Source organism: Egicoccus halophilus, from assembly GCF_004300825.1.
Classification (GTDB): Bacteria; Actinomycetota; Nitriliruptoria; order Nitriliruptorales; family Nitriliruptoraceae; genus Egicoccus; species Egicoccus halophilus.
Window position 1 is genome coordinate 365,099 of the sequence record NZ_CP036250.1, and the last position, 23,341, is coordinate 388,439.

Annotated in this window: 21 protein-coding genes; 10 read left to right on the plus strand and 11 right to left on the minus strand. The window is 74.4% G+C overall.

The features are described 5' to 3' along the window. Nucleotides 1-4: 4 nt before the first annotated feature. The 3 genes from ELR47_RS01720 to ELR47_RS01730 all read right to left on the minus strand — a co-directional run bounded on the left by ELR47_RS01720 (nt 5) and on the right by ELR47_RS01730 (nt 4,662). On the minus strand, nt 5-1,663 hold the full coding sequence (locus ELR47_RS01720; RefSeq protein WP_165403783.1) for a protein kinase domain-containing protein: 1,659 nt from the start codon (nt 1,661-1,663) through the stop codon (nt 5-7). A gap of 294 nt (nt 1,664-1,957) precedes the next feature. Then, nucleotides 1,958-4,177, minus strand: coding sequence for a DUF6049 family protein (locus ELR47_RS01725; protein ID WP_130648320.1), 2,220 nt, complete (start codon nt 4,175-4,177; stop codon nt 1,958-1,960). Next, a complete protein-coding gene (locus tag ELR47_RS01730) occupies nt 4,174-4,662 on the minus strand; it encodes an NUDIX hydrolase (RefSeq protein ID WP_130648321.1) in 489 nt (162 codons plus the stop codon). Before ELR47_RS01730 ends, ELR47_RS01725 begins: the two co-directional genes overlap by 4 nt. Before the next feature lie 84 nt (nt 4,663-4,746). On the opposite strand from ELR47_RS01730, the gene dtd reads away from it, so the two are divergent. Together dtd and ELR47_RS01740 are read left to right on the plus strand one after the other, a co-directional pair. Next, entirely contained in the window at nt 4,747-5,208 is a 462-nt protein-coding gene (gene dtd / locus ELR47_RS01735) for a D-aminoacyl-tRNA deacylase (protein WP_130648322.1), read from the plus strand. A gap of 199 nt (nt 5,209-5,407) precedes the next feature. Next, the gene (locus tag ELR47_RS01740) at nt 5,408-6,490 is read left to right on the plus strand and encodes a type IV pilus twitching motility protein PilT (RefSeq protein ID WP_130648323.1); all 1,083 of its coding nucleotides are present in this window, start codon (nt 5,408-5,410) and stop codon (nt 6,488-6,490) included. 28 nt (nt 6,491-6,518) lie between these two features. On the opposite strand, the gene ELR47_RS01745 is transcribed toward ELR47_RS01740, so the two are convergent. The 3 genes from ELR47_RS01745 to ELR47_RS18100 form a co-directional block, all read right to left on the minus strand. Continuing rightward, nucleotides 6,519-7,691, minus strand: a complete 1,173-nt coding sequence (locus ELR47_RS01745; RefSeq protein WP_130648324.1) for an S-layer homology domain-containing protein — start codon at nt 7,689-7,691, stop codon at nt 6,519-6,521. A gap of 120 nt (nt 7,692-7,811) precedes the next feature. Further along, nucleotides 7,812-9,455: a PH domain-containing protein gene (locus tag ELR47_RS01750; protein WP_130648325.1), complete on the minus strand. Its 1,644-nt coding sequence runs from the start codon at nt 9,453-9,455 to the stop codon at nt 7,812-7,814. Continuing rightward, on the minus strand, nt 9,445-9,840 hold the full coding sequence (locus ELR47_RS18100; RefSeq protein WP_165403784.1) for a PH domain-containing protein: 396 nt from the start codon (nt 9,838-9,840) through the stop codon (nt 9,445-9,447). Before ELR47_RS18100 ends, ELR47_RS01750 begins: the two co-directional genes overlap by 11 nt. Before the next feature lie 463 nt (nt 9,841-10,303). Between ELR47_RS18100 and ELR47_RS01760 the strand changes: the two genes are divergently transcribed. The 3 genes from ELR47_RS01760 (at nt 10,304) to ELR47_RS01770 (ending at nt 14,158) form a co-directional block, all read left to right on the plus strand. Further along, nucleotides 10,304-11,653, plus strand: a complete 1,350-nt coding sequence (locus tag ELR47_RS01760; protein ID WP_165403785.1) for an NAD(P)/FAD-dependent oxidoreductase — start codon at nt 10,304-10,306, stop codon at nt 11,651-11,653. Nucleotides 11,654-11,807: 154 nt separating this feature from the next. Further along, on the plus strand, nt 11,808-13,316 hold the full coding sequence (locus ELR47_RS01765; protein WP_165403786.1) for a CCA tRNA nucleotidyltransferase: 1,509 nt from the start codon (nt 11,808-11,810) through the stop codon (nt 13,314-13,316). A gap of 41 nt (nt 13,317-13,357) precedes the next feature. Further along, the gene (locus tag ELR47_RS01770; RefSeq protein WP_165403787.1) at nt 13,358-14,158 is read left to right on the plus strand and encodes a class I SAM-dependent methyltransferase; all 801 of its coding nucleotides are present in this window, start codon (nt 13,358-13,360) and stop codon (nt 14,156-14,158) included. A 62-nt stretch (nt 14,159-14,220) separates the two neighbouring features. On the opposite strand, the gene sodX is transcribed toward ELR47_RS01770, so the two are convergent. Continuing rightward, on the minus strand, nt 14,221-14,580 hold the full coding sequence (gene sodX / locus ELR47_RS01775) for a nickel-type superoxide dismutase maturation protease (RefSeq protein WP_165403788.1): 360 nt from the start codon (nt 14,578-14,580) through the stop codon (nt 14,221-14,223). Between the two features lie 141 nt (nt 14,581-14,721). Here sodX and sodN point away from each other — a divergent pair, with 141 nt between their 5' ends. Further along, nucleotides 14,722-15,156 (plus strand): superoxide dismutase, Ni, encoded by a 435-nt coding sequence (sodN, locus tag ELR47_RS01780; protein WP_130648330.1) that lies wholly within the window; start codon nt 14,722-14,724, stop codon nt 15,154-15,156. A gap of 100 nt (nt 15,157-15,256) precedes the next feature. Here the strand turns inward: sodN and ELR47_RS01785 are convergent, their stop codons facing one another. After that, nucleotides 15,257-17,455 carry a prolyl oligopeptidase family serine peptidase gene (locus ELR47_RS01785; RefSeq protein WP_130648331.1) on the minus strand — a complete coding sequence of 733 codons (2,199 nt, stop codon included), beginning with the start codon at nt 17,453-17,455 and terminating at the stop codon, nt 15,257-15,259. Nucleotides 17,456-17,628: 173 nt separating this feature from the next. Between ELR47_RS01785 and ELR47_RS01790 the strand changes: the two genes are divergently transcribed. Beyond that, entirely contained in the window at nt 17,629-18,012 is a 384-nt protein-coding gene (locus tag ELR47_RS01790) for a DUF5318 family protein (protein ID WP_130648332.1), read from the plus strand. On the opposite strand, the gene ELR47_RS01795 is transcribed toward ELR47_RS01790, so the two are convergent. The 3 genes from ELR47_RS01795 to ELR47_RS01805 form a co-directional block, all read right to left on the minus strand. After that, nucleotides 17,999-18,502, minus strand: a complete 504-nt coding sequence (locus ELR47_RS01795; RefSeq protein ID WP_130648333.1) for a hypothetical protein — start codon at nt 18,500-18,502, stop codon at nt 17,999-18,001. The two genes, ELR47_RS01790 and ELR47_RS01795, sit on opposite strands and share 14 nt — an antisense overlap. Nucleotides 18,503-18,637: 135 nt before the next feature. Continuing rightward, nucleotides 18,638-18,874, minus strand: coding sequence for a hypothetical protein (locus ELR47_RS01800; protein WP_130648334.1), 237 nt, complete (start codon nt 18,872-18,874; stop codon nt 18,638-18,640). A 63-nt stretch (nt 18,875-18,937) separates the two neighbouring features. Further along, nucleotides 18,938-19,144, minus strand: coding sequence for a hypothetical protein (locus tag ELR47_RS01805; RefSeq protein ID WP_130648335.1), 207 nt, complete (start codon nt 19,142-19,144; stop codon nt 18,938-18,940). Nucleotides 19,145-19,446: 302 nt separating this feature from the next. Between ELR47_RS01805 and ELR47_RS01810 the strand changes: the two genes are divergently transcribed. From ELR47_RS01810 to ELR47_RS18105, 3 genes are all read left to right on the plus strand, one after another. Next, entirely contained in the window at nt 19,447-19,977 is a 531-nt protein-coding gene (locus tag ELR47_RS01810) for a hypothetical protein (RefSeq protein WP_130648336.1), read from the plus strand. Further along, a complete protein-coding gene (locus tag ELR47_RS01815; protein WP_130648337.1) occupies nt 19,974-22,997 on the plus strand; it encodes a hypothetical protein in 3,024 nt (1,007 codons plus the stop codon). Before ELR47_RS01810 ends, ELR47_RS01815 begins: the two co-directional genes overlap by 4 nt. A gap of 122 nt (nt 22,998-23,119) precedes the next feature. Then, on the plus strand, nt 23,120-23,332 hold the full coding sequence (locus ELR47_RS18105) for a DUF4339 domain-containing protein (protein ID WP_165403789.1): 213 nt from the start codon (nt 23,120-23,122) through the stop codon (nt 23,330-23,332). Nucleotides 23,333-23,341 lie beyond the last annotated feature (9 nt).

The window sequence follows — 23,341 nt, forward strand, 5'->3', positions numbered from 1 at the left end:
CGGGTCACGACGGGCCGAGGAACTGGACCTCGGAGATCTCGGCGGTGAACTGGCCACTGGCGTTCGGTGACAGTCCCGTGATCCACAGCAGCCAGTACCGCTCGTTGGTGGGCGAGAGCTGGAAGGGCTGGGAGGCGCGGATGTCCGCCTGCGCCGCGCGGTAGTTCCCCCAGGCGGTCGGCCCCTGCTCGAGGGGCGGCAGCTCGGCGGCGGCGTACAGCTCCACGTCCACACCGCCACGTACCAGTTGCACCACGACGTTGCGGACCTCCACCGGCTCGCCGAGGTCGATGACGAGCCCGACGCCCTCCTTGAGCCCTTCGAAGCCCTCGTCGGCGTAGGTGGACGTGCTCCAGGCCGTCTGCAGGTCCCCGTCGATCGCGCGCGACGCCTCACCGGCGTTGTCGCCGGCACCGGGCGAGGACGGGTCGAGCACGACCGCGGACGTCGGACGCCACTCGACCGCGGCGGCCGTCTCCGGGCGCTCGCCGCCGCGCAGGGAGAGCGCCACGAACACGGCCACCAGGGTCAGCACGACGCTCGTGGTGACGGCGGTCGCCAGCCGGGTGGCGTACTCGCGGCGGGTTCCCGGGATCGGCCCGGAGAACCGGTGGTCGTCGGGGAGCGGATCGCTGGGTTCGCGGCCCTGCGCGTCGGCGAGCAGGCCGGCGGTCACCTCGCTGGGCTTGACCGGGACGAGCTCGCCGAGCGCCGCCGCCATCGTGGCCCCGTCGTCGTAGCGCTCGACGCGGTCGCGGCGGGTGGCGCGCACGACGACGTCGTCGAGGCCGCGGGGTACGTCGGCCACCAGCTGCCGGGGTGGCATCAGCTCGTAGCTCAGGCGCATGGCGGCGGTCGCCGTCGGGGTGTCACCGCTGAAGGCGGGGCGCCCGGTCAGGCACTCGTAGAGGACGACGCCGAGCGCGTAGATGTCCGCGCGGGCGTCGACGTTGGCGTCCTCGAGTTGCTCGGGCGCGACGTAGGCGGCCGTGCCGACCACGGTCCCGGGGCTCGTCAGCGTGGCGTCCGCGCCCGAGAGCGCCTTGGCGATGCCGAAGTCGGTCACCTTCACGGTGCCGTCGGAGGCCAGCAGGATGTTGGCCGGCTTGACGTCGCGGTGCACGAGGCCGTGCGCGTGGGCCTCCCCGAGTGCGGCCGCGACCTGTTCACCGATGGCGGCCACCACGAGCGGGTCGAGCCGGCCGTGGTCGCGGAGCACGTCGCGCAGACTCGGTCCGTCGACGTGCTCCATCACGAGATAGACGAGCTCGTCGTCGCGGCCGGTGTCGTAGATCCGCACGGCGTTGGGGTGGTTGAGCTGCGCCGCGGCGCGGGACTCGCGTTCGAAGCGCTCGACGACGGTGGGGTCGGTCGCGTGGTGGGGATGCAGGAGCTTGATGGCCACCGAACGGGACAGGTTCTCGTCGAAGGCGCGCCAGACGATGGCGGCCCCGCCGGAGGCGATGGGCTCCTCGAGGTGGTAGCGGCCACCCACGTGGGACCGGTCCGGCCACGGCCGGTGCTCGCCCGGTGCGACGACACCCCCACCGTTGGTGGCCACCGCCCGGACGTCGTCGAACGACGCCGCGCCCGTCACCGTGGGCGCGTCGCCGTCCTCGTGCGTCGCCGGGTCGGCGCGCTCCGGTCGTTGCTGCTGAACCACGTACCCCTCGTTGTGGCGGTGCGGCCCCAGGTCTGGCAGTTCACGGTCTGCGGATGCACGGATCCACACCGTGCTGGTTCCACCGGTGGCTGACCACCGGTGCGGATCTTCAGGTTCCCACCAGAATCGCCTGGTGGGCGGTCAACTGTACGCGTCCGCCCCGCGGCGGCGTCGAGCGGTGTGCGGCCAGGGCTGTGGCGTCAGGTGCCGACCGCCGGTTCCGACCGCGCACGAAGTATCCCCGCCGACGCGGACCTCCGACCGATCTGTCCCCCCGTGTGCGCTCATCGCCCGTCATGTGCGCTCGCCGTGCTTCACGGGATCCGGAGGAGGCTCGACCACCGCCAGACGTGGCGGTCGCGGGCGGCGTCGCCGGAGCGCCCCGGCCAGGAGCAGCAGCAGGACGGCCCCACCCGTCGCCGCCAGGGCAGGACCCGAGATGGCGGCGGAACGCACCGAGAGGGTGGTGCGCTCCAGCGTGTGGGTCCCGGTCGGGTCGGTGACCCGCACGGCCACGCTGAACGTGCCGGTCGACAGCGCCCGGGTGGCGAACGACACCGTCTGCGCGGCGCCCTCGGTCAGTTCGATGACCTCCGAGCGTTGCCCGTCGGGCCACACCAGTCGCCCCTGCGAAGCCACCTCGACCCGGACGGCGATCGGACCCCCCCGCGTGCGCTGCAGGGTCACCGGGATCTGCCCCGTGTCGGAGGTCAGCGTCACGCGCGAGCCGCTGGCCACGACCACGTCGCCGAAGGTCTCCTCGATCGTGCGTCGGACGTCGCGGACCAGCGCTTCACCGGCGGTGCCCCCGTTGTCGAGGTTGGTGGCCGACGTGGAACGCAACAGCACGTCGTGCAGTTCGGACGGCGTCCGACCGTCCGCGGTGTCGGCGTCGTCGGGCAGGGCCGTCTCCAGGGCCGAGAGTTCGGCGACTGTCTCGGAAAGCGAGGCCGCCAGCGCGGGATCCAGCGACACCGCGGTCGTGCCGTGCAGTCGGACCGGGGTGGCGGCCTGACGGCCCAGCGCGGCCTGGTGCCCGGGGCTCGTCAGCTGCGCCCACGGCGCGGTCTCGAGCGCGTCGAGCAGGCGCTCGGCGGTCTCCGCGCTCGGTGCCCAGTCGTCGGGCGGGAGCAGCAGCAGGCTGCGCCCGGTGGCGCCGGGTGCCTGGAACCAGGCCTGGGCCGTCTCGGCGAGGATGCGCTGCGCGTCGACGACCGGTCCCGCCCCCGAGGGTGGCGACGCGAGCCAGGCGCCGATCTGACGGTCGGCCACGATGGCCGTGAACAGGCGCCCCGAGTTCGACCGCAGCGGCGCGAGGGCGGTCACCTCCTCGCCGGTGCGGTCCGCCACCGCCGAGGTCGGCACCAGCACCTGGTCACCAGGCACGAGGTCGAGCACCTCCGGGGTGAGACGCTCGTCGGCCAGGTAGGTCGCGGCGTCGGAGGCACGGTCGAGCTGCAGGGCGAGCCGACGGCGGCCCTCGACGGCGGCCTCGGCACCCAGTGCGGTGAGCTCGGTGCCGTGTCGGGACAGCGCGGTGACGTCGGCGTCGGCGTAGGCACCGGCGACCGGCGCGAACGGCAGCCCGCGGGACACGTCCCGCAGCCGGTGCAGGGTCTCCCGCGCGAGCTGCGCCGGCGGGTCCTCCGGGTCGACCAGCCGGGTCTCGCTGGACCCGTCGGGCCGCCGCGTGACCGCCGTGAAGCCGTCGGCGCGATCGCGCAGGTCCTCGGCCAGCGCGACCGACGGGGCGAGCACCACCGGTGGGTCGGTGCGCCGCTCGAGCGTGGCGAGCAGGACGTCGAGGCGCTCACCGGGTTCGATGGCCCGGTCGACGCCCTCCTCGTAGGTGCCGTTGGCGCCCTGCCAGGGGCGGTCGCCCACCGGCCACACCAGGCTCGTCAGCAGGGGGTCGGTCACCGGCTGCGGGAGCCACACGACGGCGGTGTGGACCTCGGCGAGCACGTCCGTGCCGCGTGCCACGGCGATCCCGAGCGGGTAGACGCCGCCGCCGTCCCAGTCGACGTCGTCGACCTCCACGGCCACCTGGACCCCGGCGATCGCGTCCGGTGCGATCGCGTCACCGGACCGGATCGGCTCGTCGTGCAGGACCTGCTGCGGCTCGGTGTCCGGGCCGTCGCCCAGCGCGTCGTGCAGTTGGCCACGCGAGCGGACCGGGGCGTGCAGTTCGACGATCAGGCGGAGTTGGTCGAGGGGTTGGTCTCCGGTGTTCTCGACCAGGACCCGCAGCAGCAACTCGTCCTCGGTCCCGGGTGCGTGCGTGCGCGGGTCGAGTCGGGACGTGTCAACCACGGCCGTGCCCGGACCGAGCACACCGGTCAGCTCCGACACGGTCACCTGCAGGTCGCTCACCGGCTCGGTCGCCGACTGTGCGGTCGCCGGCGCTGGCGCCGGCAACGCGAGCGCGGCGAGCAGCCCGAACGTGGCCAGCCAGGCCCGCCGGCCGTGGCGGCGCGGGGCCGCGGCCGGTCCGCGGCGTCCGCGTTGGGTCACCGGTCGGCTCCCAGGTCGACGGTACGCACCGGTTGGACCAGCGCCGGTCGGGTCGCCGCGGCGGCCTCGACGAGCTTGCGCTCGTTGCGGTGGGCGAGTCGGACCAGCGCGACGTCGACCGGCACCCACTCGACGTGCTCGGCCTCGTCGTCGCGGGCACCGGCGGCGAGGCCGTCCCACCACATGAAGAAGTAGTGCACGAACTTGTGGTAACGGATCTGGTCGGGACGCCACACGAACCAGTAGTCGATCGTCCCGAGCAGCGGCCCGAGGATGGCCCCGTGGCCGGTCTCCTCACGCACTTCGCGCAGGGCGGCCTCCTCGTCGGTCTCGCCCGCCTCGATGCCGCCCTTGGGTAGGGTCCACTGCGGCTTGCCGGCCGCGTTGCGCCGGGCGATGAGCAGGACCCAACGCCGGCCGTCGGGCCGGTCGTCGCACACCACGCCACCCGCCGAGGTGGCGCGGCGCGTGGGATACCTGGGCATGGACCGAGGGTAGCGAGCCGGGCGTCACCCGGACCGGGGGCGGACGACGACCGGTCACCACGACCAGACAGGACGGGCCCGACGATGCGTGCACTGGTCCAGCGGGTCACCGAGGCATGGGTCACCTCCGCGCCGACGCGCGGGGAGACGCACGAGGAGGTCGGTCGCATCGGCCGGGGACTGCTCGTGCTGCTCGGCGTCACCGACGCCGACGACCCCGCCGTCGCGCGACGGATGGCGGACAAGCTGTGGCACCTGCGCGTGTTCGAGGACGACGCGGGGGCGATGAACCGCAGCGCGGCCGATGTCGGGGGCGCACTGCTCGTGGTGAGCCAGTTCACCCTCTACGGCGACGCGCGCAAGGGCCGTCGACCGTCCTTCGTGGCGGCCGCTCGGCCGGAGCACGCCGAGCCGCTCGTCGAGGCGGTGGCGGACCGTCTGCGCGAGGCGGGGGCGACGGTGGCGAGCGGCCGGTTCCGTACGCACATGCAGGTCGGCCTGGTCAACGACGGGCCCGTGACCCTGCTGGTCGAGCTCGACACCTGAGCGACACGCACGGGCGACATCCGACCCCGGGAACCTGCCGCCGCTGCGGCGCGGCGTCCACACGACGCGCCGCAGCGCGGCGCACGGGTGCCGCACGTGTGCTCGATCCGGCGGGAGCGCGGCCGACGGGGTCCTGCGACCGGCCGGCACGCCGCCGGCAGCTTCGCACCGGCGTCCGCCGTGAGGAAGGGACGGGCCGTTGTCGTCCGTCGAGGTGTACCTGCGCCGACTCACCGAGCTCGGCGGGTCCGACCTGCACCTGAAGGCCGGTGGTCCGGCCTACGTGCGCGTCGACGGGGAACTGCAGCCGCTCCCGGACCTGCCGGTCCTGGCGCCCGAGGACACCGAGCGGATGGCGCAGGAGCTGATGGACGCCCGTGTCCGCGGCGTCTTCGAGGCCGCCCGGGAGGTCGACTTCGCCCACTCGGTGGCGGGCCTGGGACGTTTCCGCCTCAACGCGTTCCGCCAGCGCGGCTCGGTCGGGCTGGTGTGCCGGCGGGTGCTGCCGGCGGCGTCCGACGTCACGGGACTCGGCCTGCCCCCGGTGGTCCGCACGCTGGCGGAGCAACGCCGCGGGCTGGTGCTCGTGACCGGACCGACCGGGTCGGGCAAGACGACCACGACCGCCGCCATGCTCGCCCACATCAACGCCACCCGCCGCTGTCACGTGGTGACCCTGGAGGATCCGATCGAGGTCCTGCACCGCGACCGCCTCGCGATCATCGACCAACGCGAGGTCGGCGTCGACACCGCCGACTTCGCCAGCGGGATGCGGGCGGTGTCCCGCCAGGACCCCGACGTCATCTTCATCGGGGAGTTGCGCGACCTCGAGACCGTCACGGCCGCGCTGCAGGCGGCGGAGACCGGTCACCTCGTGATCTCGACCCTGCACACCACCGACGCCCGGGAGACGATCGACCGGGTGGTCGACCTGTTCCCGCCGATGCAGCAGCACCAGGCCCGCTGGTCGCTGGCCAGCTCGCTGCGGGGCATCGTCGGGCAACGGCTGGTCCCGCGCGCCAACGGCGGCGGCCGGCTGGCGGTCGTCGAGGTCCTGGTGATGACCAGTCGCATCTTCGAGTTCGTGACCGACCCCGAACAGCTGTCCCGGCTGACCGAGGCGATCGCGGAGGGCGGCTACTACGGCATGCAGACCTTCGACCAGCACCTGCTCCACCTGCTGCGCTCCGGTGAGATCGCCCTGCGCGACGCGCTGGCCGCCGCCAGCGACCCGCACGACTTCCGCGTCGCGTTGCGCGGGGCGGGGCTGGCGACGGCCTGACTGCGCGCCGACCGGTGGCCCGGACGACTCACGGGTGCTCGACGTCGACGACCACCCGCTGGGGACCGGCGAGGCGATCGACGGTGAACGGTGTCGTCGCGGTCGTGCCGACGAAGATCTGGTGGCGCCCCTCGAAGACGCCGCTGTCGACCACCTCGATGATCGCGTCCCCGGTCAGACCGATGGTCTCGCCGTCCCAGGGCTCCTGTTCGCTCTCGGTCGGGTACCGCACCCCGATCAGGACCACCTCGAGCACCGCGTCGCCGGCCACCTCGACCAGGTTGCCGCTGCCGTGCTGCCGGGCTTCGTCGACGTAGCGCACCAACCAACCGACGTGACGGTCGTCGTCACCGATGGTGAACACGGCGCGGTCGTAGGTGGCGTGGGCCCCCAGCGCGACCTGCGTCACGGTGCCCTGGCTGACCTCGGCCGGGGTGTAGGCGATGGGCATCATCCAGCCGTCGGTCACGAGGAAGTCGAGGCTGCGGGCCACGAAGCTCGCCATCTGCCCGCGGTTGGTCGTCGCGCCCGGACCGAAGCTGCCGTCGGTGCGTCCCTGCACGACCCCGATGGCGGCGAGCCGCTCGATGTCGGGCCGGTGGGTGCCGTGCACGTCGCCGAAGACCCCGTCGGCGCGCGCGAGCACCTCGCCGGTGGCGGTCTGCAGTGCGCGCGTCAGCAGTGCCGACATCTGGGCCCGCGTGACCGGTGCTCCGGGTCGGAAGGTCCCGTCGTCGTAGCCGGCCACGATGCCGGCGGCGTGCAGCGTCCTGACATTGCGACGGTGCACCTCGCTGATCCGGTCGTGGTCGGTGAACGGTTCTCCGGCCGTGGGCGCGGGGAGTTCATAGGTGGCGGCCGGCAGCTGGCTGAGCATGCCGACGACGAAGCTCGCCATCTGCTGTCGGCTCACGGTGCCACCGGGGTCGTAGCCGCCGGCCGGTTCGCCGCGCCCCTGGACGATGTTGTAGGCGGCGAGGCAGTTGACGGCCCCGCCGTGGGTCGTGTCCGGGCCGATGTCGTCGAAGCGTTCCGGCTGCTGCGCACCCGGGGTGCAGGCCCGGTCGATGCCCCGGTCGAAGGGCATCGGCTGTGCCCCGGCGGCCGCGAGCGGCGCGCTCGCCAGTGCCAGGCCGGCGGCCAGGACCCCGGCGCGCCGGGCCGCCCCCTGGCCTCGTCGGTGTCGTTCGTGCGATCGCATGTTCGTCCCCTCCTGCCGTACCGGACCCGTCCGGATCCTCCGCCGACCATGGACGTTCGCCCAGGGCGGGGTTCCGGCCGGCGCCGGCACTCGACCACTGGCCACGCGCGGGGCGCGCGGTCAGGACGCGCCGCGCTCCACGGTGGGTCCGACCGGGTCCGGGTCCGCGGCGTGGACCACCAGCGCCGCGTGCAGCGCCGCACCGTCCTCGGTGCCGGCATCGAGGACCTCGAGACCGCCGCCGGGACCGGCGACGTGGGCCTGCACCGTGGTCAACCCGAGGCGACGCTGGAACCAGTTGGCCGCGCGGCTCGCGGCCTGGACCTTCACCACGGGCGCCAAGCCGGTGGTGATCGACAGGGCCCCGCGACGGGACACCATCACCCGCTCGGTCAGGGCGTGGGCGAGATGGTGGTACTCGACGACACCGAGCAGGGCGCACACGGGGACGAGCAGGGCCATCGCGAGCGGCATCCACTCCAGCAGCTCGAACGGGGCCCAGGGCGCCGCCTGCCAGGCCGCCACCAGGACGAGCAGGACCAACGGCGGGCGGACCCACCGGAACACCGCCCGGCGGCGTGCCGACACGGGATGTCCGACCAGGGGCGGCACACCCGGCACGCCCGGAAGCACCTCGCGCAGGAACGCGTCCACGGCGTCGTCGGCCAGCAGCGGCACGGTCACCCGTCGGTCGGCATCGCCCGAGCCGCCGGCCGAGTGGATGCGCACCGTGCCGAACCCGAACACCCGGCGCAGCCAGTTGCGCTGCACCTCGACCAGCTGCACCCGGCGCAGCGGGACCACCGAGTCGCGCGTCGACAGCAGTCCGCGGTTGACGTGCAGGTCGTCCTCGACCCGGCTCACGCGGTAGTTGGCGTCCTGCAGGATCCCCACGACGATGGCCGCCCCCAGCGCCAGGACCAGGACGCCGAGCCCCAGCAGCAGTCCGGCCTGCAGCGTCAGCCCGGTCCACCACGGCATGCCCTCGGGGCCGTTCTCGATCACGTCCTCGAGCACGTCGTCGAGCATCGGCCCGACCAGCTCGCCGGCGAACTGCAGGGCACCGACGATCACCGCGGGGAAGACCAGCAGCCGCGCCCCGGTGACGGCCGCCAGCACCACGTGCCCGAGCGGCACCGTGAGCACCTCGCGCCGCTCCGGCTCGGCGAGCGCCGCCTCGCTCCCGCCGTCATCCGCATCGGGACGCGCCACACCGGCCTGACGGGCCTTTCCCTCCCGGACCGCGTCGCGCAGGGCGACGGCCTCGTCCACCTCGATCACCCGCAGATCCACCTCGACCTCCGAGGAGCTTCCCGCCGTCTCCACGCGCAGGGCGGCCAGGCCCAACATCCGCTGCACCGGTCCGCGGTCGATCTCCACCTGCTGGATGCGGGCGACGTCGAGCGAGCGGGCACTGCGGCTGAGCACCCCCTCCTCGACGCGCAGGACGTCACCGTCGAAGGAGAAGGTGAACCGCTGCCAGGCCAGGAACCGGTAGACCAGCCCGAGCACGCCGACCGTCGCGAGCAGACCGAGGGTGAACAGCCCACCGGCGCCGAAGGAGGCGACGACCGGGAAGGCGATCGCCTGCACGAGCTGGCGCAGGTTCACCCCGAGCACGACCGAGGCCGGATGCAGCCGGCGGGGGGTCCGCCAGCGGGTGTCCGTGCCCGGCGGGGTGCCGCCGGCTCCCGGGGTCGGGGCGGTGCCGGGTCCCGATCCGGCGGCCCCGGGAGGCGGCACCGGGGGCGGCTCAGACGGCATCGCGCAACTCACCCTCGTGCTCGCCGACGGCCGCGGCCGCGCGGGCGAGCAGGTCGATGCGGACGTCGGGTGCGTCGGCCGCGGGGATCCCGGGCAGTGCTGCGCTCCCGCTGGCCGACGCGGTGGTCACCTGCAGGGTCGCCAGACCCAGCAGGCGGTCGAGCGGCCCCTGCGCCACGTCGATCTGTTGGATGCGGAAATAGGGGACGGCCTGGTGACGGTGCACGACCACCCCGTGGCGCAACTCGATGGCCAGGTCGGTCAGGCGCCAGTGCCAGCGCCGGAACTGGGCGCGCGGCCACCACGCCACCCACGCCACGAACAGCGCCACGGCGGCGGCCGTGATCGCCCAACCCCAACGTCCGAGCAGCAGCGGTCCGAGCACGGCGGGCGGTCCGAGCGGGAACAGGGCCCCGAAGGCATTGCCGACCCGCCAGACCTGGACGATGCGCGGGTCGAGCCCGCGTTCCCGGTCGTCGAGCGGTTCCCGGACGGAAGACGGACGCGGCGGCGTCGCGTCCGCGGTCCCGGTCGAGGGCGGCGCACCGGCGGGCGTCGTCGACGGGCCCGGGCCGACGGGCGTACTCCCACCGGTCGACGGCGCCGACGCCCCGCCCGGTGCTGGCGGTGGTGGAGGCGGCGGGACGGGCGGAGGAGGATCGTCGGGTCGGGTCACGCGGCGCTCCGGACAGGGATCGAGGTTCGTGGCCTCGCAGCGCACCGTACTGGCCCGGCGCCGAGCGGACCCCTTGACATCCGGGCAGGGTTGTGAAACTCTTCACGAACAGTTCGTGAAAAGTTTCACGAAGTGTCCACCGAGGGTGACGATGCGCGCAGGGGCGAAGGTCATGAGGCACGAGGACGATCGCCTGACGACGCCGGCGTGCGGCGTGCACGTCGTCGTGGTCGGTGGCGGGTTCGGCGGACTGCGGACGGCCAGGGCCCTGTCGACGCGTCGGGCCCGCCGCGCCGGGCTGCGGGTGACCCTGGTCGACCGGCACAACCACCACACCTTCCAGCCGCTGCTGTACCAGGTGGCGACGGCGGGCCTGCAGCCGCAGGACATCGGCATCTCGCTGCGCGCGACCCTGCGCCGCCGTGGGGTGGCCGTCCGGGTCGGCGAGGTCGTCGCCGTCGATGCGGCGGTCGGACGGCTGCGGTTCGCCGACGGCGGCACGCTCGACTACGACCGCCTGGTGTTGGCCGCCGGCGCCATCGCCGAGGACTTCGGGGTCCCGGGGGTGGCGGCGCACGCCTACGGGCTCAAGTCGCTGGCCGACGCCACCACGCTGCGCAACGCGGTGCTGTCGCGCTTCGAGGCGGCCTCGGCCGCGCCGGGCGGGACCGAGGACGGCGTGCTGACGTTCGTGGTCGCCGGGGGCGGACCGACGGGGGTGGAACTCGCCGGCGCGTTGGCCGAACTGGTCGACCTCGTCGTGCGCCGCGACCACCCGGAGCTCGACCTCGCCCGGGTGCGGATCCTGCTGCTCGAGCCCCGGGACCGGCTGTTGGGCGCGTTCACGGAGCGTTCGTCCGCGCACGCGCTCGAGCAGTTGCAGCGCCGGGGCGTGGAGGTGCGACTCGGGATCGGGGTCGCCCGCGCGGCGGCCGACGAGGTCGTGCTCACCGACGGCGAAGTGGTGCCGACCCGCACGCTGGTGTGGGCCGCCGGTGTCGCGGCCTCGCCGCTGGCGGCCTCGCTGGGCGTCCCCCTGGCGGCGGGCCGACGCCTGCCCGTGGACGAGCACCTGCGTGTGCGTGGGGTGCGGGGCGTCTTCGCGATCGGTGACCTGGCGGCGTTCCCCGCGGCGGACGGCGGGTTGCTGCCGCAGGTCGCCCCGGTCGCGATGCAGCAGGGCAGCGTCGTGGCCGCCACCCTCGTCGCCGAGGTGACCGGACAGACGGCGCCGCCGCCGTTCGCCTACCGCGACAAGGGATCGATGGCGACGGTCGGGCGTGCCGCGGCGGTCGCGGAGCTGCCGGGAGGGCTGCGCCTGCGGGGTCTGGCGGCCTGGGTGGCGTGGTTGGGCCTGCACCTGTTGATGCTGGTCGGCTTCAAGAACCGGTTCGGCGTGCTGGTGAGCTGGATCTGGAACTACGCGACCGTGGACCACGCTGCGCGCCTCATCCTCGATCAGCGCGAGGCGGCCACCGTGGAGACCAGCAACGGCTGGGTGCGTCGGACCTGGGCCGCGTGAGTGGTGGACCTGGGCCGCATGAGTGGTGGACCTGGGCCGCGTGAGTGGTGGACCTGGGCCGCGTGACGGTCCGTCTCGGTGCACGGGTCGGGACATCGGCGCGTGGCCGTTAGCCTGTCGGGCCCGCCCGCCCCCGTCTCCGAGCCGGTGCAACGTGCCCGACGACCTGACTCCCGACCAGGCGGCCTCCCTCGGCCGACTGGTGGACGTGTACCCCGAGGCCCGCGAGCTCGGTGAACGTTTCGCCGCCGCCGGCCACGAGCTGCACCTGGTCGGTGGCACCGTCCGCGACACCCTGCTGGCCGGTGGCGACGCCGACGCGCTGGCGACGGTCGACCTCGACTTCGCCACCAGCGCACCGCCGCAGGACACCGAACGGATCGTGCGGCCCTGGGCCACCGCGGTCTGGCTCACGGGCGTGGAGTTCGGCACCGTGTCCTGCCAACGCGAACAGGCCGGCCGTCCGACCCGCACGGTGGAGATCACCACCTACCGCAGCGACGCCTACACGCCGGGTTCGCGCCACCCCGAGGTTCGCTTCGGGGCGCGGATCGAGGACGACCTGGCGCGCCGGGACCTCACCGTGAACGCGATGGCCGTGCGCGTGCCCGACTTCCGGTTCGTCGACCCGTACGGCGGGTTGGGTGACCTCCAGCGGCGGCGGTTGCGCACGCCGATCGACCCGGCCACCTCGTTCGGTGACGACCCGCTGCGGATGGTGCGGCTGGCCCGCTTCGCGGCCGTGCTCGACGCGCAGGCGGCACCCGAGGCGGTCGAGGCGGCGAGCGCGATGGCCGGGCAGTTGCGGACGATCTCCGCCGAGCGGGTGCGCGAGGAGCTGGTCAAGCTGATCACGGGTGCGACGCCCCGCGCGGGGATCGAACTGCTCGTGCGCACGGGACTGGCCCGCCACGTCCTGCCGGAACTGGAGCTGCTCGAGGCCTGTCAGGACCCGATGCACCGCCACAAGGACGTCTACGCCCACACGCTGGCGGTCGTCGAGAACGCCATGGCGCTCGAGACCGACGGGCCCGACTTCGTACTGCGCTTCGCCGCGCTGCTGCACGACATCGGCAAGCCCGACACCAAGGAGGTCCACCGCGACGGCACCGTGACCTTCCACCACCACGACGTGGTGGGCGCGCGCATGACCCGGCAGCGCATGCGGGAGCTGAGGTTCGACAAGGACACCACGCGGGCGGTCAGCGAGTTGGTGCGCATGCACCTGCGGTTCCACACCTACAAGATGGGGTGGACCGACGCGGCGGTGCGTCGCTACGTGCGCGACGCCGGCGAGCTGCTCGAACGCCTCAACGCCCTGACGCGGGCCGACGTGACGACCGGTAACCCGAAGAAGGCGGCCCGCATCCAGCGCCGGGTCGACGACCTCGAGGTGCGCATCGTCGAGCTGCGTGAGCAGGAGGAGCTCGACGCGCTGCGCCCGCCGATCGACGGCAACCAGATCATGCAGCACCTGCAGCTGCGCCCGGGCCCGCTGGTGGGCGAGGCGTGGAGCTTCCTGCTCGAGGAGCGTCTCGAACGGGGCCCGATGGACGAGTCGGCGGCGTACGCGTTGCTCGAGACCTGGTGGGCGCAGCACCCGGAGCATCCCGACGCGACGTCGACGTCGGACGGGGCCGCCGCCGTGGACGGCTCACGGTGACCGGGGCGCCGGCGAGTTGGCGGGACCACCGCGACCGGCCGGTGAGCGCTCCGCCCGTACCGGCGACCGACGCCCCGGCGTTCTACCGGGAGATCGGCGACTTCCAGGGCGCCGAGTACCGCCGCAACGCGTTCGCCGCCGGGACCGAGGAGGAGGTCGCGGCGCTCGTCGGGTTGACGGGCCTCACCGACGGCGACCGGGTGCTGGACGTCGGCTGCGGCGACGGCCGGCACCTGCGGGCGCTCGCGACGCGTGGGATCGGCGGCACCGGGGTGGACGTCTCGCCCGGGTTGATCGCCGCCGCGACCGCCGCGACCGCCGCTGTCGGGCCCGCCGCCGTCCACGACGAACGCACCAGCGCCAGGATCGCGAGGCTCGACTGGAGGGTCGGCGACGCCCGTTCGCTCGCGACCGTGCTCGGCGCGGACCTCGGCGCCTACGACGTGGCCTGGTCGCTGTGCCATGGTGCCCTCGGCACCAGCCCGGCGAGCGACCCCCGGGTGATCGCGGGGCTGGCCGCGGCGGTCCGACCGGGTGGCCTGGTGGTCGCGACGTTCTTCTCGGCGCTGTTCGCCGCCCGGCACCTCGCTCCTGGTGACGCGTTCGACCCGGTCTCCCTCGTGCACCACCAGCTGGCAGAGGTTCGGGGTCCCGACCACGTGCGCGCGACCTACTCGCTGTGGACCGCGAGCTACACCGTCCGCGAGGCCTGCCGACTGCTCACCGACGCCGGACTGGAGGTGCTGCAGGTCCGCGGCGTCGAACCCGGCGCCTACGGACGCCGCTCCGCCGGTGAGGTGGCCCTCGACGACCCGGAGATGCTGGTCCTCGCCCGCCGCTGAGGCCGCGCATCCGGTCTCGGGCTCGCGGAGTCCGCGCGGGCCGTCGCGAGCCGCGACAAGGCTCAGGTGAGCGGCGATCGCAGGTCCGGCCAGCGACGCAGGGCGCGGCGTCGGACGGCCGAGCGTGGCAGCGGCCCCCAGGTGCGGCTGTCGGTGGAGGCGGCCGGGTTGTCGCCGCGGACGTCGATGCCGGCGCCGGTCACGGCGGCGACCCGTTTGACCACGAGGTGGTCGGGCTCGCCCGGGTCGCGCACGACCACGACGGCCCCGGCGCGGACCGGGCCGACGGCGGGCACGGTCAGCAGCCGGTCACCCGGCCACAACCTCGGCAGCATCGACGGGCCCCGGACCACCACCAGGGAACGGTTTCCGGTCAGCGCGAGCAGCCACGCCACCCCCAGGAGCAGCGCGAGGCGCCGCACGCGCTTGGTGCGAATTCCTCGCAGAACGGCGGCCGGCGGCGGAATCCGGCCGTTTCGCCTCGTCCGTCCGTCGCCGTTGCGCGCGCCGAACGGGACTACGCTCGCGCCGACCGGCTCGACCAATTCAAGGAGCCCACGCACATGCTGACCAAGCTGCTCCATGCGGTGAACCCCTTCCGCGACGTCCAGACCGTGGACGCCCACTGTGACCTGATGTGTGGCGTGTACAACCCCGCCCAGGCCCGCATCGAGGCGGAGTCGGTCCACGAGATCGCCAAGAAGTACCAGGACTCGGACGACGAGGTGTTCCGCCAGCGCTGCGTGCTCATCAAGGAGCAGCGCGCCGACCTGGCCAAGCACCACCTGTGGGTGCTGTGGACCGACTACTTCAAGCCCAACCACCTCGAGGAGTACCCGCAGCTGCACCAGCTGTTCTGGGAGGCCACGAAGGCGGCGGGCGACGCCAAGAAGACCATGGACCCGCAGGCCGGTGCCGACCTGCTGGCCAAGATCGACGAGATCGCCGAGATCTTCTGGGCCACCAAGGGCGGCAAGCCCGACTGGATGACCAGCTGACGCCGACCGGCATCGCCGACGGGACCCCGCGAACGTCGCGGGGTCCCGTCGCGTCGCGGCCGCTCCGACCGGCGATCGGAACCCGGCCGTCGAGGACCTCTCAGACCCGCAGGCCCAGGTGGTGGGCGCAGAAGGCGAGTACGTCGGCACGTTCGTCGAGCAGCTTGCCGACCGGCTTGCCGGCGCCGTGCCCGGCGGAGGTGTCCACGCGCAGCAGCACGGGCGCGTCCCCGCCCTGGGCGTGCTGCAGCGCCGCAGCGAACTTGTACGAGTGCAGCGGGACCACGCGGTCGTCGGTGTCGCCGGTCGTGATCAACGTCGGCGGATACGCGCGGCCCTCCTCGACGCGGTGGTAGGGCGAGTAGCGCAGCAGCACCTCGAGGTCCTCGGGCCGGTCCGGGTCGCCGTAGTCGGAGATCCAGGCCCACCCGATCGTGAACCGGTGGAAGCGCGTCAGGTCCAGCACGCCGACCTCGGGGACGGCCGCCCCGAACGCGTCGGGCTCCTGGGTGAGGCAGGCCCCGACGAGCAGCCCGCCGTTGGACCGGCCCTCGATGCCGAGGTGGTGGGGGGCCGACCACACCGCGTTCGGATCGGTGTCCGCCGTCAGCGCCGCCGCCGTCACCTCGGCCCGGCGCCGGCCGGTCAACCAGGCCGCGCAGGCGAGTGCGTCGTCGAACACGTGCTGCTTGTTGCCCAGCCGTCCGTCGTCGTGCCAGCTGCGGCCGTACTCGCCACCGCCACGCAGGCACGCCACGGCGAGCAGTCCGCCCGCTTCGACCCACGCCCGCCAGCCGGGCCGGTGCATGGGCGTGACCGGGATGTCGAACCCGCCGTACCCCCACAGCATCGTCGGCACGGTGCCGGCGGGGGTGACGTCCGCGCGGTGGACGAGGAACAGCGGCACCGCCACACCGTCGTGCAGGACCTGCACCTGTTCGGTGACGACGTGGTCGGCGGCCGCACCGACGTCGGTGCCGACCGGCGCGGGCAGCATCGTGAGGTGGCGGCTCGCCAGGTCGGCCGAGAACAGTCGGGCCGGGGCGTCGAAGGTCTCGAACGTGAACTCGACGTGGGTGCGGCGCCGTCCGCCGGCCAGTTCCCCGACCGTGCCGGCGCCCGGCAGCGCCAGGTCGCCGAGGTGGCGGCCGTCACGCGCGTCGTGGACGGCCACACGCGCGGTCGCGTGTCGCAGCCGGCGGCACACCAACCACGCCGGGTCGGCGGCGGCGTCCCCGCCCACGAGGGTTGCGCCCTCGAGCCGTTCGGCGGCTTCGGCGACGACCTCCGTGACCTGCGGTGCGGTCGCCGGCGTGGCCTCGCCCCGCCGGCCGTCCAGCGACACCGTCACGACGCGGCCGAGCGGGGCCTGGTGGTCGGTGGTCAGCAGCAGCGCGTCGTCGAGGACACCGAGCACCTCGTAGGCGGCGTCACCCTCGTCGAGCAGCGGATGGACCGGGCCGACGCGGCCCTCGTCGATCGCCGCGACGTGGATGCGCGTCTCCGGACGGGTGCCGTGGGTCACGGTCAGCACGAGCCAGCGCCCGTCGTGCGTGACGGTCGGGTGGAACATCCACTCGGGCCGGTCGGGACGCTGGTGGACGATCTCGTCCGCGGCCGGGTCGGTCCCCAACCGGTGGAGGCGCAGCTGCTGGTCACGGTTCGCGGCAGCATGCTCCTCTCCCTCCCCGGGGGGGACGAAGGCGCCGTAGAGGAACCCCGACCCGTCGGGCAGCCAGGCGGCGGTGGAGAACTTGCCCCACGGCACCACGTCGTCGTGGACGGTGCCGTCCGCCGTGTCCAGCACGCGCCAGGTCAGCCAGTCCGAGCCGGCGTCCGAGCGCGCGAAGGCCAGGAGTGCGCCGTCGTCGCTGGCGGCGAGCGCGCTCAGCGACGCGGTGCCGTCCTCGCTCCAGGTGTTGGGATCGAGCAGCACGCGCCACCCCTCGACCGGTGGCTCCTCGACGTCGGCGCCCGACACGCACCACAGCACGTCCTGGTCCTGCAGGCCGTCGTTCCGGCGCTGGAACCAGGTGGCGCCGCGCCGCCACGGGACGCCGCGCCGGGGGTGGTCCCACAGTTCGGCCAGGCGGGCGCGGAACGACGCCCGGGCCGCCAGCGCGTCGAGATGGGCCGAGGTCACGGCGTTCTGCGCCCGGACCCAGTCCGCCACCTCGTCGGCACCCGAGCCCTCGAGCCAGCGGTAGGGGTCGGCGACCCGCCGACCGTGCAGATCCTCGACGAGGTCGTCACGCCGGGTGACCGGTGGGGCGGGAGTGGCGGAGGGGGTGGTGGTCACGTCTGCCTCGGCGTCGGTGCGGGGTCGCGAAGGCCGCACGACCGGGGGGACGCTACCGAGCGCCGAGGGTCGGCCCCGCCACCCGTCCCGAGCGGGCGACGCACCGGCGCCGTACCCTTCGGCGATCGTGCTGCGACACCGGGGTCGCGGCCCGGGTCAGGAGCGAACCGCCGGTGCGCAAGGGCCGGATCGACTACCGCATGCAACGTCGCGCGACGCTCGGTGCCGTCGCGGCGGGGCGTCGTTCGCGCGAGGACGTCTGCGATGCCCATCCGGACCTGCTCCGGGCGGGAACGCACATCGGGACGCCGGTCGCGGAGTCGTGCCCGGTGTGCGACGCCGACGAGTTGCGTCACGTCCACTACGTGTTCGACGGGCGGACGCCCAAGTCCCAGGGTGGGCGCGCGGTCCCGCGCGAGAACCTGACCCGCCAGCAGGAACGCTACGGCGATCTCGACGTGTACACGGTCGAGGTGTGCGTGCTCTGCCACTGGCACCATCTCGTCGAGTCGTTCCTGCTGCTCGCGCGCGACCCGGACTCGGCTACTTCGGGCTGAGCACCCCGAGCACCAGCAGGGCGATGCCGGCCAGCAGCACCGCCGACGAGTCGAAGACGTACCAGCCGGTCACGGCCAGGATGGCGCCGACGGTCAGCAGCGCCGGACCGGCGATGCGGGCCGCGTCGGTCGCGGCCTCCTCCTCCTCGCCGGCCTCCACGACCAGGCGACCCGTGCGGTCGACGTGGCCACCGCGTGGCGCGTCGTACCAGCCGGGGGCACTGCCGCCGGAGGCCAGCACCTCGAGGACCTGGTCCTCGGGCAGGGCGCGCACCAGGTCGCCCCAGGCCAGGGTCAGCTCCGCACGGACCTCGTCGCGCCACCCGGCGTCGACGAGCACGCGCGTGCCCCGGTCGACGGGCTCGGTGGCGTGCCGGATCCGCCGCTGTTCGAGCAGGCCGGCGACCGCGGCGCCCATGGTGACGTGGAACGTCCCCAGCCGCGCGAGCGGGACGGGCGCCGCGACGGGCACACCGGTGGGTTCGGGCACGAGCGCGTCCCCACAGTCGGCACACCGGACCGTGTGGGGTTCGTACTCGGCGAGGCAGCGCGGACAGTGCATCGGCCGCAGGCTACGGGGTCCGGGGCACGACCGTGACCTCGACCCGACGCCCGGTGTCGGCGATCATCCCCGGTCGGCCTCGTCGTCGTCCTCGAACGCCGGCAGGGCGAACGAGGTGGCCGGCACGTCCTCGGGCGCGACGGTGGCCACGTCACAGTCCCGGCACCGTGGCTGCCACGGAGGTACCTGGGCACGACACCTCGGACAGACCCGCACATCGAGATCGAGGTGCAGGCCGGGCGCGCCGGGCAGCACGTCGTCGTGCTCGTCCTGCTTCTGCTTCGGGTCCAGGAACGCCATCGGCGGGCTCCTTCGGGCATCGCTACGTCGTGCACGGGCAGGTCCGGGAGTCGGGGGGCGCCGTCAACGCCGCAGGCGGCGCAGCACGAGCACCCCGTCGCCGTAACCGTCGGGATCGCGGTCCTCGACCCACTCGGTCGGCGTCGTCGGACACCGGTGTACCCGACGTCCCAGGCCGTCGGGGTGGGTGGGTTCCAGATGGCCGTGGACGTAGTCCTGCGCCATCGGACCACTGAGCACGTTGAGCAGTTCGCAGCGGCACGTCTCCATGCGATCGGTCCTTCCTCCGCTTCGCCTGCGGTCGGGCTCCGGTCGGGGACGGCCGTCCCCTGCCCGCCCACCGGGCGCCGGACCGGCGTCGCGGAACGCGGGGGGATCGATCGTTCCGGGCGGCCGGACGCGTCCAGGGGCCGCAAAGATGGTCCTTCTGGGGCATGGCGTCTGGTCACCTCGACACCGGATCATCCCGCCGACCGGCTGGGAGCCGGTCCGGCCGTCGGGGAGGCGCGCCGTGACAGGTGCACGTCGTGGGGGAACGACGTCGGCGTGCCGTGGGCAGGGAGACGACTCGAGTGACACGCACCGTACTGAGCGGTGCCGTGGTCGTGCTGCTGGGGGCCGTGGTCGCGGTCGTCGGTGGTGCGCTCGGCATCCCGTCGCTGTGGCCGGTCCTGCTGGCCGTCGCGATCGGCCTGGCCGCCGGCCGGGTCAGCTTCGGGCGCACGGCCGGCTACGTGCTCGGACTGTTCACGGCGTTCGCCGCGATGGCCGTCACCGCCGGCCTCCTGCCCGCCGTTCCCAGCGCCCGGGCGGTCGTGCTCGCCCTGGCCGTGGTGGTGCTGACCGCGGTCGCGGTGGTGTCCGCCGACCGGGTGCCGTTGTGGGCCGGTCTGGCGGGCTACGCGGCGTTCTCGGCCTTCTACGAGCCGATGTACGCGGCGCGCCCGACGGCCTTCCTGGCCGAGGCGCCGGTCGCCCTGGCCACCGTGCTGGTCGCGACCGGCGTCGGTGTGGCCGCCGCCTCGTTGCTCGACCTCGTCCCCGCCCGCGTGCCGAACCCCGGCGCCGCCGTGCCCGTCGCCGACGCGGAGGTGGCCCGATGAGCAGCCGTCGCCTGGTCACCCTCGGGCTCGTCGCCAGCGTCGTGGCCGTTCCCGCCAGCCTCCCCGCCCTGGCCCAGTCGGGCTCGGCGGCGGACGTCACCCACCGGCAGTCGGTGCTCACGGAGCTGTCACCCACCGGCGAGGTCCGCAGCTCGCGGGTGTTCACCCAGCTGACCGTCGCCGGGGACGGCGAGGTCGAGGTCGTGCTGCCGGGCCAGTCAACCCGCGGGCTGCGCAACCTCGACGGCTTCGGCAAGCCACGCGTCGAGGGGGACCAGGTCGTGCACCGGCTCGCCGCGAGCCCCGAGGGTGCCGCCGCCCGCACGGTCGCCGACAACACCGCCGACCTGCCGGTCACGGTCGAGGTCGGCTACACGCTCGACGGGGAACCGATCGAGCCGGACGACCTCGTCGGACGCACCGGTGAGGTCACGGTCAGCTACACCGTGCGCAACCACACCGCCGAACCGACCGAGGTGCGCTACTTCGACGGCCGGCAGCGCAGCCTGACCGAGACGGTCGACGTCTCCGTACCCATGGTCGGGTCGCTCTCGACCACCCTCGACGGACGGTTCGTCGACGTCGCGGCGCCCGGCGCGTCCGTCGCCGGTGACGGGCGGGGCTCGACGGTCGTGCAGTGGTCGCTGCTGCTGTTCTCCCCGCTCGGCAGCGAGGAGCAGACGGTCAGCTACACCGCCCACGTCACCGACGCGGTCGTGCCCGACGCGGTGGCCCAGGTGCTGCCGGTCGACTCGCGCTCGTTCGCCTCGCTGCGTTCGACCGCCGAGTCCTACAAGGGCGCGGTCGAGTCGACCCGGACCCTGACCGTCAACGGCGTGCTCATCGACGGCAACGTCCAGCTGTTGGCCGACGGTGCGGCGCAGCTGCTCGACGGGCTCCAGCAGCTCGGCGACGGCGCCGACCAGCTCGCCGCCGGGCTCGCCGACACCGCCGTCCCCGGGGCGCGCCGGCTCGCCGACGGGACCGGCACGGCCCGTGGCGGCAGCCGCGAGCTCGCCAACGGGCTCAACGAGCTCGACGCGGGAGCCGGCACGCTGGCCGCCGGTCTCGGCACCGCCGAGCAGGGCGCCGGTGACCTGCGCCGCGGCCTGGGTGAGCTGGCCGACGGTGCCGGGGAGCTCAGCGGTGGACTGTCGCAGGCCCGTGGTGGCGCCGGCACGCTCGGCGACGGCCTGGACGCGATCGCGGCCGGCTCGGGGCAGCTGAAGGCCGGCGCGATCGGCCTGGCCGAGGGCGCCGCGACGCTGCACGCCCGTACCGGCGACCTCGTGGCCGGCAGCCAGCAGTTGCAGGGCGGCGCGAGCAACCTGCTGCAGGGCCTCGGACAGCTGCGGGCGCAGCTCAACGCGCCCAGCGGGCTGCCGAAGGCGATGGCCGGGGTGGACGAGCTGCGCGCGGGCGTCGCCAAGGCCGACGCCGGGATCGGCTCGACCGCCACGCCCGACTCGCTGCTGCAGGGGCTGGCCCGACTCGACGGCGGACTCGGCGACCTGGCGCAGGCGCTGCCGCAGCTCGACGACGGCGCCGCCCGGCTCGACGCCGGTGCGGTGCGCATCGCCGGCGGGCTCGACAACCCGGCCTGCGACCCGACCCGTCCGCAGGACCCCGCCAACCCGTGCGGGATCAAGCAGGGCGCCGGACGCCTGGCGGCCGGTGCCGGGCAGCTCAGCGGTGAGCTCGTCACCGCCCGGGACACGCTCGAGGCGATCCTGCCCCTGCTCGAGGATCCCCGCGCATCGCAGGCGGTGCAGGGCGTGATCGCCGGCATCGGTGCGCCGGACCGCACCGGCACGGCCCTCAACGGGTTGGCGCAGCTGGCGGCCGGCGCGGGCGGCATCGCGGACGGCGCGGACGCGCTGGTCGCCGGCATCCGCGACCCGCAGGCGGCCGGCACCCTGCGCGACGGCATCGCGCAGATCCGCGGTGGCGTCGCGGCGCTCGAGGCCGGGATCGGGGATCCGGCGACGGCCGACACGCTGCGCAACGGCGTGGCCCGGCTGATGGTCGGCCTCGACAATCCCGCCGCGTTCCAGTCGGGTCCGGGTGCCAACCCGACCTGCACCGGCACGGCGGCGCAGGGCAGGCAGCCCTGCGGCCTGCGCCAGGCCCTGCGCCTGGTCGACGGTGGCCTCGACGAGCTCGGGACCGGGCTGGGCTCGGCGCTCCAGGGTGTCAACCAGGGCCTGGGCTCCACGTCCGACGACCCGAGCCGCAACCCGACGCTGCTGGGCGGCGCGAACGCGCTCGCGAACGGCACGGCGAGCCTGGCGGCCGGCGCGGCGCAGCTACGTCGCGAGGGCACGGCGCCGCTGGCGGACGGTGCGGGTCAGCTCGCGGCCGGGGTCGGTGAGCTCGACACGGGGGCCAACGCGGCGGCCGGTGGTGGTCGCGACCTGCGGGCCGGCCTCGGGCAGCTCGACGACGGTGGCCGTCGCCTGGCGGCCGGCGCCGGGACGGCGGCGAGCGGCTCCGGCAGCCTGGTCGACGGGCTCGGGCAGCTCGCCGACGGCGGGCGACAGCTGGCCGGCGGCGCGGGACGCGCCGCCGGCGGGGCCAACCAGCTCGCCGACGGTCTGGTACAGCTCGACGACGGCGCGAACCAGCTCGCCGACGGGCTCGGCGACGCCGGGGACGGTGCCGGCCAGCTCGCCGAGGGACTCGGTGCGGCCGCCGACGGCGGCCAGCAGGTCGCCGACGGCACGGTGCAGCTGTCCGAGGCGGGCATGCAGAAGCTGATCGAGGGCGTCAGCGACGCGTCGGCCGGTTCCTCGTTGCTCTACAACACCATCAAGGCGATCGACGCCCGGGGTGCCGACGGCGAGGGCCTGCTCTACGGCACGGTCGACGGCGCGACGGCGAGCGGCGTCTACCAGTTCCAGATCGCCGGGGCCGGGGACGACGACGGCGACGGGTCGCTGCCGCGCAAGCTGACCGTGGCGCTCGGCGCGTTCGGCGTGGCCGGAGCCCTCGGCTTCGGCGTCCGACGCCGGCTGGTCTGACCGACCGGGCCGACGCCAGGGGCGGGTCGCGGCCGACCCGCCCCTGGCGACCGTCGCGTCGCGGTCGAGCGGATAGCGTGAGCGGCCGACGACCCGACGACGCCGCGCAGGAGCCAGGCAACGTGGACGAGCCCGCCCGGTGGTACCACCTGCAGGGCGAGGACCAGCACGGGCCGCTGGACCTCGACACGATGCGGCGGTTGGTGCTGCACGGCACCGTGCGGCCCGACACCTACGTGTGGGCCGACGGCATGCCCGACTGGCTGCCGGCGGGCGAGGTCCCGGCCGTCACACCCCCGGCGGACCTGCGCGGCCGGCTCGACCACTGGCGCTGACCCGCGTGG

Excerpts from the sequence above, each read along its gene's own strand:
- ELR47_RS01730 (WP_130648321.1), bottom strand. The coding sequence starts at position 4,662 with ATGCCCAGGTATCCCACGCGCCGCGCCACCTCGGCGGGTGGCGTGGTG.
- dtd (WP_130648322.1), top strand. The coding sequence starts at position 4,747 with ATGCGTGCACTGGTCCAGCGGGTCACCGAGGCATGGGTCACCTCCGCG.
- ELR47_RS01745 (WP_130648324.1), bottom strand. The coding sequence starts at position 7,691 with ATGCGATCGCACGAACGACACCGACGAGGCCAGGGGGCGGCCCGGCGC.
- ELR47_RS01750 (WP_130648325.1), bottom strand. The coding sequence starts at position 9,455 with ATGCCGTCTGAGCCGCCCCCGGTGCCGCCTCCCGGGGCCGCCGGATCG.
- ELR47_RS01760 (WP_165403785.1), top strand. The coding sequence starts at position 10,304 with ATGAGGCACGAGGACGATCGCCTGACGACGCCGGCGTGCGGCGTGCAC.
- sodN (WP_130648330.1), top strand. The coding sequence starts at position 14,722 with ATGCTGACCAAGCTGCTCCATGCGGTGAACCCCTTCCGCGACGTCCAG.
- ELR47_RS01800 (WP_130648334.1), bottom strand. The coding sequence starts at position 18,874 with ATGGCGTTCCTGGACCCGAAGCAGAAGCAGGACGAGCACGACGACGTG.
- ELR47_RS01805 (WP_130648335.1), bottom strand. The coding sequence starts at position 19,144 with ATGGAGACGTGCCGCTGCGAACTGCTCAACGTGCTCAGTGGTCCGATG.
- ELR47_RS01815 (WP_130648337.1), top strand. The coding sequence starts at position 19,974 with ATGAGCAGCCGTCGCCTGGTCACCCTCGGGCTCGTCGCCAGCGTCGTG.